The sequence below is a fragment of the Croceivirga lutea genome, from assembly GCF_014235875.1.
Classification (GTDB): domain Bacteria; phylum Bacteroidota; class Bacteroidia; order Flavobacteriales; family Flavobacteriaceae; genus Croceivirga; species Croceivirga lutea.
On the sequence record NZ_JACJUK010000001.1, the window covers coordinates 561,560 to 573,787 of the forward strand.

Below are 12,228 nucleotides of genomic sequence, written 5' to 3' on the forward strand. Positions count from 1 at the left end.
AATCATAGGTTTTTTTAGATGCAAAAAGGTTCCCATTTTCAGGGAACCCTTTTGTTTAAACTTTTATTTAAAAACTATCTTGGAAGACCTGTAATCTTAAACAAGAATGAACCTTCTAATCTTGCCGCATCTTCAGAAATAGCTGTTGGATCAACAAACTTTAGACCATCAGCTCTAACTGCTGAATCTGGAGTTGTAGAAAAATTCCATCCGTGAACCTGAGCACCACCAATAAATGTAGGTTCAGAAGCACCAATGATATCAGTAACGTCTATTAAACCAGTAATTTCCCACATATTTTCTGTTGTACCATAACCTAAACCAGAAGCAACAATTTGGTTACATTCCATAACTTCTTTAACTGTTCCGTTAGCAAGATCATACTGCCATAGTTTAGCGTAACCAGAAATAGCTGGGTTTAAATCAGCATAACCATTTGGATCTTCTTGTACGTATGCATAGTTTTCTGTAACTACAATGTTATCAGGAGAATGCATACCGTCAGCTTTACCACCAATTTTATCACCATCCATAATTACAGTTATTTTAGCATCACCTGTTGGGTCTTCTGGGTTTAATTCTAATTTGTAAACACGACCAAAAGAAGTACCTCTATTAGCTAAATCAGGGTTATCTCCTCTAATTCTACCAGTAGCGTTGAAAAACACGTTTCTTTGGTTCTCAGCAGAACCTCTTTGCCAATCAATATCTTCAATTCTTTGGAAACCAATTGCAGAAGAATCAATTGCCTCTTGGTTAAGTTCAGCAATTGTTCTTTCTGTTACCTCAACCCACTCAACATCGTAAGTTACGTCTTCGGCCATACCCATTTCAAATAACTGACCACCTTCATTTGGAGCAGTTTCAACAGGATTCTTACCTCTTAATACGTACAATTTACCACCGTAAAGGTCACCTCTAGAACCAACATACATTCCAAAGTGAGCTTCTGGGTAAGTGTTGCTGCTATCATCATCACCCATGAAAACCACAGTTTGTGAAGCATAAGCATCTTTACCAATTACTACCGCATTTTCTGTAGACCATTCACCTAAAGAAGGTAGTCTTTCAGCTTCAACTCTATCTTCTGTAGGACGAAAAGGGTTAACCTTGTATACACCTTTAGCATTACCACCCCATTCACCACCAGAAAGATAAAGTGGGCCAAAACCATGTTCTTCTAAAGTTACTGAAGATCCAGAACATTGCGCAGTAAATGCTGTTGCAGTAGCGTTAACAATGTAATCCCCTTCAATAGGCTGTAAATCAGAATTCATTTGAATTCTGGCAATTGAGTAGTCTGCTTCTAAGTTGTTGATGAAGGCATAAGTACCGTCACCGTTAGGATATAATGCAGCACCATCCATATATGAGCCATATACAAATGAAGAATCTGCAGGCAATATATCAGCAGAAGACATTATCATTTCTAATTTTGCTGAGCTAGCAAAATCTCCTTTTAATTCGAATACTGAATTTGGAATAACAGAGCTAGTTAACGCCTGTTTTTCTTCAGTTCCTGGATCTACATCATCGCCGCCGCCGATGAAATCGTCTAATTCTTGGCAAGAAGTTGCTAAAACAGCTGCACTTGCACAAAGCAATAAATTTTTTAGTGTTCTCATGTTAATTTTACGTTTGAAAAAATATTAAAGGATTCTTAACAAAAATACCTTTCAAGACTCTTTACTCGTGTAAATTAAACATGGTCATAAATTGAACTAAAGATCAAAAAAACGTTAAAAAGTTAACGAAATGTTATTAATTAAATTGATTCTTAATAAGGGTATAATGAATAATGAACTAAACATACTTTTAACCTATTTAACATCAACACCATAGCTATTAATTAATCTCCAAAACCATAATTGGCCGGCAAATCTAAAATAACTTCACTGCCCTTATTTGCAATAGAATTGTAAATAGCTTCAATGATAATCATATCTCTTTTCCCCATTTCTCCTGGAGCTAAATTGGGTGTGTTAAATAGAATATGACTTGCAAAATCATCCATTTGTAGTTTTTGCTGGCTTTCATGCGGAAAATTAAACTCACCTTTTGAAGAATTACCATGTAAAGGTCCATAATTATTAGCTGGTTCTAATTCAAACCAACCCTCTGTACCTACAGCATGTAATCTATTACCGCCAAAATTATGAGAAGTAGTCATATTTGCTACAGCTCCACTCTTAAATTTAAACTGCGCTGTAATAGTTTCATCAGTAGCTTTAAAATAATCTGGTCTCGTACTAAATTCTTGGGCAGAAACCGCAATAGGATTTTCTCCTGTAGCGTAAATGGCACTTTGAAAAGCATAAACACCCATGTTTACCAATGCACCTCCACCAGACAACTCTTTATTTAAACGCCATTGCTCAGGATTTCCTGTTGAACGATACGAGGCATCGGCGGAAACATATAAAATATCTCCAAATGTTTTTTCTTTTACGTAACGCTTTACTTCTTGTGTGTAGGGCTCTGAATGTAACCGGTAACCCATACCCAATTTAACACCCGCCTTTTTACAAGCATCAATTATCTCATCACATTCAGTAACATTCATTGCCATTGGCTTCTCACAAATAACATGTTTGCCAGCTCTCGCTGCTCGTATTGAAAATTCAGCATGCATTGAATTTGGTAATACTACGTAAACAATATCTATATCATTATTGTCCTTTATAGCATCAAAGTTTGAATAGTTGTATATGTTGGTTTTGGGTATGCCATATTTTTTTGCCCAAATAGCTTCTTTTTCTGGTGTTCCAGTAACAATGCCCGCAAGATAACAGTGTTTAGTATCTTGTAGTGCAGGAGCTAATTGGTAGGTACTATAACTACCTAAACCCACTAAGGCAATTCCCAATTTTCTATCTTGTTTGTTATTTTTAGTATTTGCCATTACCATATTTGAAATTAAAGCTGTTCCTGCTAAACCTTGAGTTAGTTTGGCATTAAAACTTCTTCTGTTAATTTTTTTCATCCCCAATAGTTTCTTTAAAGATAGCCAATACAATTAGTTATAGAACAAAAGTGTAATGCTTTAAAATTCATTATTTTTAGAACTATCAAAAACCAACAAATGAAAAAATTTATCACTTTAATCATTGTATTTCTTTTCACCATTACAGGCTTTGGTCAAGAGCGTAAATTGCCAATAGACACTACCGTAACCACACAACATAGCGTTACTATTAATGGACAATCTATTTCTTATACCGCAACTACAGGTACGCAACCTGTATGGGATGAACATGGTAAACCAACAGCAGCTTTACATTACACGTATTACACTCGAAACAATATTAAAGACCGTGCTTCAAGACCGTTACTATTTTCTTTTAATGGAGGTCCTGGTTCAGGTTCTGTTTGGATGCACTTAGCCTATACTGGCCCGCGGGTATTAAAAATTGATGATGAAGGATATCCTGTACAACCTTATGGGGTTAAAGAAAATCCGTTCTCGGTATTAGATGTTACAGACATTGTATATATAAATCCGGCAAATACAGGATACTCTAGAACCATTCCTGAAAGTGGAAAAGAAGTAGATAGAGAAAAGTTCTTTGGTATTAATGCTGACGTTAAATATCTAGCGGAATGGATGAACACCTTTGTAACTAGAAACAACCGCTGGCGTTCTCCAAAATATATTATTGGAGAAAGTTATGGGGGTACACGTGTAATGGGATTATCACTAGCCTTACAAAACCAACAATGGATGTATTTAAACGGTGTAATCATGGTTTCGCCTGCAGATTACAAAGTAATTAGAGTTGGAGGACCAGTTTCGAGTGCACTAAATTTACCCTATTATACCGCGGCAGCATGGCATCACAAAAGATTACCATCAGACTTACAAAGCAAAGACCTAACCGATGTCTTACCAGAGGCAGAAGAATTCACAATTAATAAACTTATACCAGCAATTGCGAAGGGAGGTTTTATTTCTGATAATGAAAGAAACGAAATTGCGCAAGCAATGGCCCGTTATTCTGGATTGAATCAAAAAGACATCATCGACCAAAATTTAGTGGTTCCAACTTCATTTTTCTGGAAGCATTTATTGAAAGAAAATGGGGGTTATACAGTTGGTAGATTAGACAGTAGGTATTTAGGTATGGATAAACAATTATTTGGTTCAAGACCAGATTATAATGCTGAAATCACTTCTTGGCTGCATAGTTTTACGCCAGCTATCAATTACTATTTACAAGAAGAGTTAAACTACAAAACAGATATTAAGTACAATATGTTTGGCCCTGTGAGACCTTGGAATAATGAAAACGATAATGTGCGAGACGATTTAAGACAAGCTATGGCACAAAACCCGTACTTAAATGTATTAGTACAGTCTGGATATTATGATGGTGCCACCACGTATTTTAACGCAAAATATACCATGTGGCAAATAGACCCAAGTGGTAGAATGAAAGATAGAATGGAATTTAAAGGTTACAGGTCTGGTCATATGATGTACTTGCGCCGTGAAGATTTAAAACAAGCTAATGATGACATTAGAGCTTTTATTCAAAGAACCCTAACCAATGGTGAATCAGCAAAATATTAATTATGAATACACCAAAATTAACAACGTTATTCCTTATCCTTTTTATTGGCATTATCAATGCACAAGATATACCTTCGAAAGAATGGCAAATAAATACTGCCTTAATGGCCGTGCCAACTGATTTTAGAGATGGTGCTAAAGTCTATGGCTATGACCAAAAAGGCAACTTTGTAACCTTAAAGGAAGGAACTAACGATTATATTGCTTTGGCAGATACTCCTGGTGACGATAAGTTTTCAACAGCTGCCTATCATAAATCTTTGGATGAATTTATGGCACGTGGTAGACAATTACGAAAAGAAGGTAAAGATGGAAATCAAATTTTCGATATAAGAGAACAAGAAGTACGAGAAGGTCGATTAACTATGCCTGATAAAGCTACACTATGTGTGTTTACAGGTACCATTAATGAAACTACGAAAGAAATTGATAATCCGTATGTGCGTTATGTGTTTTATATTCCATTTGCTACAGGAGAAAGTACAGGTCTACCCACTACCCCAACACCGCCTGGTCATGCATGGTTAATGAACCCAGGGACTCATAGGGCACATATAATGATTACTCCCCCACAACAATAATGAAAAAGGTAGAATTTTCTAATGCTCACAGACAAAAGCATTTTGATTTTTTTAATGGGATGAATCATCCACATTTTAATATAACTGCCAATGTCAATGTAACTCCTTTATTAAATAAAGTTGATAGTGAAAGTTTACCCTTGAATTTTACAATTGTACACGCACTGGCCTTAACAGCTAACAATATCAAGGAATTTCGATGGCGAATACATGAAAATGAAGTTTTTGAATATGATACAATTCATCCTTCTTTTACTGTTCCAACAAAAGAAACAGACGTATTTAGTTTTTGTACTGTAGACTTTTCTAAAGAATTAAAAACTTTTATAGAAGATGCTACAAACGTAAGAGAAAAAATGAAGACAAATCCTTCAATCGAAGATGAAGAATATAGAGCTGATTATCTATTTATGTCTGCCATACCATGGATTAGTTTCACAAGTATTCAACATGCAATGAGTTATCATCCTCATGATAGTGTTCCAAGAATTAGTTGGGGTAAGATTTTTGAAAGTGATGGTCAAAAATTAATGCCATTGGCAGTGCAAGCACATCACGCCCTTGTTGATGGTAATCATATGGGTAAATTTTTTACTGACTTTGAGGAATATATAAATTCCTTTTAACTCTAATAAACTAAACATAAATGAACTTTTTAAAAAAATCAATAGTATTGACAATGATAGCTTTCGGTCTTTTTTCATCAAAAAAAACAAATGCGCAAGATTGGCCTAACTTGGCAAAATATCAAGAAGCCAATATGCAATTAGCAGAAACCGAAAATATGGGTAATCGTGTTGTTTTTATGGGCAATAGCATCACTGAAGGTTGGAGCAATGCAAATCCAGATTTTTTTAAAGAAAATCCGTATATAAATAGAGGTATTGGCGGCCAAACAACCCCACAAATGTTACTTCGTTTTAAACAAGACGTTATTGATTTAAAGCCAAAAATTGTAGTGATTTTAGCAGGCACAAATGATATTGCTGGTAATACAGGACCAATGACTTTAGAACAAATTAGAGATAATATACTAGGTATGGTGCAATTGGCTGAAGCTAATGACATAGTACCAGTGGTTTGCTCAGTACTTCCTGCATATGATTACCCTTGGAGACCAGGGTTAGCACCAAATGTTAAAATACCGGCATTAAATGAACTTTTAAAGGCAATGGCAAGAGCTCAAAATATACCATACTTAGATTATTTTGCAGCCATGACAGATGAAAGAAATGGGTTGCCCAAAGCCTTAACTACAGATGAAGTGCACCTAACCAAAGCTGGATACAATGAATTAGAAAAACAAGTACAGCCATTATTAGCCCAACTTCAAAAGTAATTATCAAAAATTTAAAGCACTAGCTTGGTAAGTATTGTTATCCCATTTAAAAACACAGAAGCTTTTCTTGCAGATTGCTTAGACTCTATTTGCATTCAAACGTACAATAATTGGGAGGTTCTTGCTGTTGATGATGGTTCAACAGATTCTAGTTCGCAATTAGTAAGAAACTATTCACTTAAAGACCCTAGAATTAAAATCTTTAAAAATGAAGGTAACGGTATTATTCCTGCGTTACAAACAGCATATAAAAATGCTTCTGGAAAGTTTGTTACCCGAATGGATTCTGATGACATTATGCTTCCGACCCGTTTGGAATATATGGTGACAAAATTAGAAGAACATGGTACCGGTCATATTGCTGTTGGTTTGGTAAAGTATTTTTCAAACCGTGGTATTAGTGATGGTTATGACAGGTATGAAAAATGGTTGAACAATTTAACCCAATTAGGAACTAACTTTTCTGAAATCTACAAAGAGTGCGTAATACCCTCTCCCTGTTGGATGGTTTATAGAACAGATTTTGACGCCTGTGGGGGTTTTGAACCGCAACGATATCCTGAAGATTATGATTTAACATTTAGGTTTTTTGAAAACCAATTAAAAATAATTCCCTGTGATAAGTTGCTTCACTATTGGAGAGATTATGATACCCGAACTTCTCGCACACATGAACACTATGCCCAAAATTATTTTCTAGATATTAAAATAGATTACTTCTTAAAACTATCCTATAATTCAAATAGACCTCTTGTAATATGGGGCGCAGGTTTTAAAGGAAAAACCATTGCAAAAAAATTAATAGCAATTGATATTGATTTTATTTGGTTATGTGATAATCCTAAAAAAATTAATAAGGCTATTTATGATAAAAAAATGAATCATTTTTCAATGTTAGAGTCGCTTAACAATCCTCAAAGTATAGTGACCGTGGCTAATGAAGAAGCGCAACAAAAAATTAGAGCCTATTTAACTGGACTACAACAAAAAGAAATGACAGATTATTATTTCTTTTGTTAAGGGAAATAAAAACCGAAACCCACCAAGCACTATTATTTTATATTTGGAAAAGAAAATCGCTAATGCAGTTCAAACACCCTGAAATTCTTTGGTTTCTTCTTTTACTGCTTATACCAATATTGGTACATCTTTTACAATTACGAAAATTTAAAAAAACACCATTTACCAACGTAGCTATGCTACAAAAGGTAATTGCAGAATCTCGTAAAAGTAATTCATTGAAAAAATGGTTGTTATTAAGCACCAGACTATTACTATTAGCTGCTTTAGTATTTGCATTTGCACAACCATTTAGTGCAAAAGAGACCGCTTTTTCTCCCAGAGAAACCGTGGTGTATTTAGATAATTCTTTTAGCATGCAGGCAAAACAAAACGGAATTTCTTTACTAGAGCGTGCAATTCAAGATTTTCTAAAATCTGTACCTGAAACTTCAACATTTAGTTTATTTACCAACTCCGAATCTTTTAAAAATATTGATGTAGCTCAAATTCAAAATCAATTATTGCAAACAGAATTTGTGCCCAAACAATTGTCTATTGAAAATATACTTTTAAAGGCTAACACCCTATTCACCAAAAATGAAGGGAGCATTAAAAATTTAATTCTTATCTCAGATTTTCAAAATTCGTTAGGTTCACTACCTAAGAATATCGACAATTTTAACTTAAATCTAATTCAATTAAAACCAGATTCCAACCAAAACTTGGCCATTGATTCTGTTTACGTAGAAAGCCAGAAAGGTAATCAGTTAGAGTTAGCTGTTATTGTTAAGGGGTTGCAAGAAGACCAAACCGTACCCATATCACTTTACAATAAGGAAAAACTAATTGCTAAAAACGCCATTAAGTCTAAAAAAGAAGCTATTTCTAAGGCCATTTTAAGTTTACCGCTTCAAACGGCTATTCAAGGAAAGTTAGAAATTAAAGATGGTTCATTGTCTTACGACAATTCCTTTTATTTTAATCTGGATGATCAACCTAAAATTAAGGTGTTAAGTATTACTGCTAATGATGCTAACTTTTTAAATAGAATATTTACTGAAGATGAATTTGATTTTATAGAAAGTAAAATTGAACAACTAGACTATAGCAATATTGCAAACCAAAACTTGGTAATTTTAAATGAACTTACTACCATACCCTTAAATTTACAAGCATCGCTAAACGCCTTTGAAAAAGATGGAGGCTCCATTGTAATTATACCTTCGAAATCTATTAATAGCAGTTCTTACAACACCTTATTAACACAACTATTCGGAGTTAATATTTTGGACACCTACGCTAACGAAGTATCCGTTAACAAGATTAGTTTTGAACATCCTTTGTATACCAATGTTTTTGAAAGAAAAGTGGAAAACTTTGAATTTCCTTATGTGAAAAAACACTACGTATTAGCTAACAGCAGTTCAAAAATATTAAGCTTATCTAATGAAAATGCGTTCTTAATTGGTAAAAACAATAATTACCTTTTTACCGCTTGGTTCTCTGAAGAGAATACAGATTTTAAAGAATCGCCTTTAATTGTTCCAACTTTTTACAAATTTGGTGTCAATAGTTTAAAAATGCCAACAATGTATTATACCATGGGTAAAGAAAATAGTATGGCAACAGTTACTACCCTTGAAAAAGACCAGATAATAACAGCTAAAAATAAACAAGAAGAATTTATTCCTTTTCAACAATCGTACACAAATAAAACCGAATTATCTTTTATAGATAATCCCACAAAAGCAGGAATATTTTCGATTGTAAAAAGCGAAGATACCTTACAACATGTAAGTTTTAATTATCCTAGAAATGAAAGCGAGCTAACCTATCAAACCCTTTCTTTAACAAGTGCTACTATCAACAATTCTGTAAGTGAATTATTTTCAAAAATAGCTTCTGAAAATTCTATAGATGCCTATTGGAAATGGTTTGTTATTTTTGCCATGGTCTTTGCACTTGCAGAGTTGCTGATTCAAAAATTTCTTGCATGAAAATACTTCTTAAATCTGCTACCATAGTTGATAAAAGCAACCCAAAAATTCATCTTAAAAAACGAGATATTTTAATAGAAAATGGCATAATAAAGTCAATTGCTACAAAAATTGATGCCAAAGAAAAAACGCAAGAACTAAAACTTAAAAATTTACATGTAAGCCTGGGTTGGTTTGATAGTAGTGTAAGCTTTGGAGAACCAGGTTTTGAAGAACGAGAGACTATAACCAACGGACTAGTTACAGCTGCAAAGAGTGGTTTTACAGATGTAGTTTTAAATACCAACACTAATCCAAAACCTGATAGCAGTTCAGATATCATTTTTTTTAAAGAAAAATCAAAGAATCACTGTACCAATCTACATCCATTAGGATGTTTAACCGTAAATAGTGAGGGTGAAACTTTAGCCGAACTTTTTGATATGAAAAATGCTGGTGCCATTGCATTTTCCGACTTTAAGCACAGCATAAAAAACACCAATCTTTTAAAAATTGCATTGCAATACACTCAGAATTTTGATGGGCTTGTACTTTCATTTGCTGATGATAAAAGTATAGCTCCTAAAGGTGTGATTAATGAAGGCGAGGTTTCAACTAAGCTCGGTTTAAAAGGTACTCCAAATTTAGCTGAAGAGCTACAATTAGTTCGAGATTTATACTTGTTGGAATATACAGGTGGCAAGTTGCATGTACCTACAATATCTACCGCAAATTCTGTAAAGCTTATTGCCGAGGCTAAGAAAAAAGGGTTAGATGTAAGTTGCAGTGTAGCAATTCACAATTTATTTTTTAGTGATGAAGAATTAATTGGTTTTGAAAGTAATTTCAAGGTTAAACCAGCCTTACGAACTAAAAAAGACACTAAAGCATTGCAAAAAGGATTGCTAAACGGTACCATCGATTTTGTTACTAGTGATCATTTACCAATTGATATTGAGGAAAAGAAAGTAGAATTTGACCATGCTGCATATGGTACTATTGGTTTAGAAAGTGCTTTTGGAGTTCTTAACAAGCTTTTTTCAACAGAAGAAACTATAGAATTTTTAACCAAGGGCCGAAACCGTTTTGGTATAGCTATTCCAACATTTGCTGAAGGTGAACCAGCTTGTTTAAGTTTATTTAATCCGGATGAAGAATTTGAATTTTCTACTTCACATATCTTCTCTACATCCAAGAACTCAGCATTTATAGGTAAAAAGATGAAGGGTATTGTATATGGCAGTATCAATAACAACAAAATAGAACTACATTGAAAAAATCAGAAGTTGAGACTGGTAAAACAGCAGCAATAGTGAGTTACTTAACTATGATTGGTTGTATCATAGCCATTTTCATGAATTTAGAACCAAAAAATAGTTTTGCCAGATTCCATATTAGGCAGGCCTTTGGTACACACCTCACTTTTCATGCCTTAGCTATTTTTTTTAATTATTCAAACATTCCGTTTGCCTGGGCCGGACTTTATGTTTTTTACCTAATTCTATGGGGTTACGGTTTTTGGGCTGCTATAAATGGTAATAAAAACTTAATTCCAGTATTAGGCACTTATTTTCAAAAGTGGTTTACATTTATTCAATAAATACTTACGATGTCCCAACCTTCTCTCTCCCTAGAATATTTAATAAGACCTGCCAAAGAAGGAATTTTAAATCCGAAACCATTATTCATGTTTCATGGTTATGGTAGTAATGAAGAAGACTTGTTTTCTTTTGCATCAGAATTGCCAGAAGAATTAGCTGTAATTTCTGTACGAGCACCTTATAAATTAGAACCCTTTGGTTACGCATGGTATGCCATTAATTTTGATGCAGAACATGGTAAATGGAGTGATGATAAACAAGCAATTGAATCTAGAGAAAAAATTGTAAATTTTATTGATGAAGCCTGTGAAGCTTTAAAGTTAGACACCAATGCTGTTTCGCTTTTAGGATTTAGCCAAGGAACCATTCTCAGCTACGCAGTAGCACTATCTTATCCAGAAAAAATTAAAAACGTTATCGCTTTAAGCGGATATATAAATACTGCAATTTTAGCGGAGGATTATCAAGAAAAAAAACATGAACGTTTAAATTTATATGCATCACATGGTCAAGTAGATGCTGTAATTCCTATAGAATGGGCACAAAAGGCACCAGAAATATTAAAAAAACTAGGAGTAAACTATGTGTTTGAAGAATTCCCAGTTGGGCACGGTGTGGCTCCCCAAAATTTCTATTCGTTTAAAAATTGGTTGCAAAGCAAAATTTAATTGCTTCGAGCATATAAAAGATGGTCTAATAAGGTAAAATCGATACTTAAATCATCATTTAATTGGTATTGAATTACCAAATCTCCCCAGTATTTTCCATCAGAAAAATCAGCAAGTATCCATTTGTGATTTAAGACTTTTATTTTGTTAATCTTAAAATCACTTTCCATTCCTTCATAAGGAATTAATTTATTATCACCCTTTTCAAAATTGGTTTCTAATAACTGGTCTTCAATATATCTGCTAGGATTTTCAAGATTTAAATGGTCATAATATGCAAGGGCATCATCATTATTTTCCAGCGAAAAATATTGCATATCTAAATAGCGTAACTGAACATTTCTAATAGAATCTCTTAATAGTTCATTTGATTCTGTTAGCTCTTTTATGGTTTCAGCACTTGAAGTCGCTGTTTTATTACCTCTCATAGCCAGATATAGCGCAATTAGTGCAGAAAACACAAATAGATATAAAAAAATATTCTTCTTCAT

Annotated in this window: 12 protein-coding genes; 9 read left to right on the forward strand and 3 right to left on the reverse strand. The window is 33.8% G+C overall.

What is annotated here, in order from left to right:
* Nucleotides 1-74: 74 nt before the first annotated feature.
* Nucleotides 75-1,625, reverse strand: a complete 1,551-nt coding sequence (locus tag H5V42_RS02660; protein ID WP_185781569.1) for a phosphatase — start codon at nucleotides 1,623-1,625, stop codon at nucleotides 75-77.
* 224 nt (nucleotides 1,626-1,849) lie between these two features.
* Complete coding sequence (locus tag H5V42_RS02665) at nucleotides 1,850-2,983, reverse strand: Gfo/Idh/MocA family protein (RefSeq protein ID WP_185781570.1); 1,134 nt, start codon at nucleotides 2,981-2,983, stop codon at nucleotides 1,850-1,852.
* 99 nt (nucleotides 2,984-3,082) lie between these two features.
* On the opposite strand from H5V42_RS02665, the gene H5V42_RS02670 reads away from it, so the two are divergent.
* The 9 genes from H5V42_RS02670 (at nucleotide 3,083) to H5V42_RS02710 (ending at nucleotide 11,737) form a co-directional block, all read left to right on the forward strand.
* On the forward strand, nucleotides 3,083-4,570 hold the full coding sequence (locus H5V42_RS02670) for a S10 family peptidase (RefSeq protein ID WP_185781571.1): 1,488 nt from the start codon (nucleotides 3,083-3,085) through the stop codon (nucleotides 4,568-4,570).
* A gap of 2 nt (nucleotides 4,571-4,572) precedes the next feature.
* Entirely contained in the window at nucleotides 4,573-5,151 is a 579-nt protein-coding gene (locus tag H5V42_RS02675) for a hypothetical protein (protein WP_185781572.1), read from the forward strand.
* A complete protein-coding gene (locus tag H5V42_RS02680; protein ID WP_185781573.1) occupies nucleotides 5,151-5,777 on the forward strand; it encodes a CatA-like O-acetyltransferase in 627 nt (208 codons plus the stop codon). Before H5V42_RS02675 ends, H5V42_RS02680 begins: the two co-directional genes overlap by 1 nt.
* Nucleotides 5,778-5,797: 20 nt before the next feature.
* Entirely contained in the window at nucleotides 5,798-6,490 is a 693-nt protein-coding gene (locus H5V42_RS02685; protein WP_185781574.1) for an SGNH/GDSL hydrolase family protein, read from the forward strand.
* 24 nt (nucleotides 6,491-6,514) lie between these two features.
* On the forward strand, nucleotides 6,515-7,510 hold the full coding sequence (locus H5V42_RS02690; RefSeq protein ID WP_185781575.1) for a glycosyltransferase family 2 protein: 996 nt from the start codon (nucleotides 6,515-6,517) through the stop codon (nucleotides 7,508-7,510).
* Nucleotides 7,511-7,572: 62 nt separating this feature from the next.
* Complete coding sequence (locus H5V42_RS02695) at nucleotides 7,573-9,489, forward strand: BatA domain-containing protein (RefSeq protein WP_185781576.1); 1,917 nt, start codon at nucleotides 7,573-7,575, stop codon at nucleotides 9,487-9,489.
* Nucleotides 9,486-10,742: a dihydroorotase gene (locus tag H5V42_RS02700; protein WP_185781577.1), complete on the forward strand. Its 1,257-nt coding sequence runs from the start codon at nucleotides 9,486-9,488 to the stop codon at nucleotides 10,740-10,742. The genes H5V42_RS02695 and H5V42_RS02700 overlap by 4 nt, the downstream gene beginning before the upstream one ends.
* Complete coding sequence (locus H5V42_RS02705; protein WP_229665638.1) at nucleotides 10,739-11,068, forward strand: hypothetical protein; 330 nt, start codon at nucleotides 10,739-10,741, stop codon at nucleotides 11,066-11,068. Before H5V42_RS02700 ends, H5V42_RS02705 begins: the two co-directional genes overlap by 4 nt.
* A gap of 9 nt (nucleotides 11,069-11,077) precedes the next feature.
* A complete protein-coding gene (locus tag H5V42_RS02710) occupies nucleotides 11,078-11,737 on the forward strand; it encodes an alpha/beta hydrolase (RefSeq protein ID WP_185781578.1) in 660 nt (219 codons plus the stop codon).
* On the opposite strand, the gene H5V42_RS02715 is transcribed toward H5V42_RS02710, so the two are convergent.
* Nucleotides 11,734-12,228, reverse strand: coding sequence for a hydrolase (locus tag H5V42_RS02715; RefSeq protein WP_185781579.1), 495 nt, complete (start codon nucleotides 12,226-12,228; stop codon nucleotides 11,734-11,736). The genes H5V42_RS02710 and H5V42_RS02715 overlap by 4 nt on opposite strands.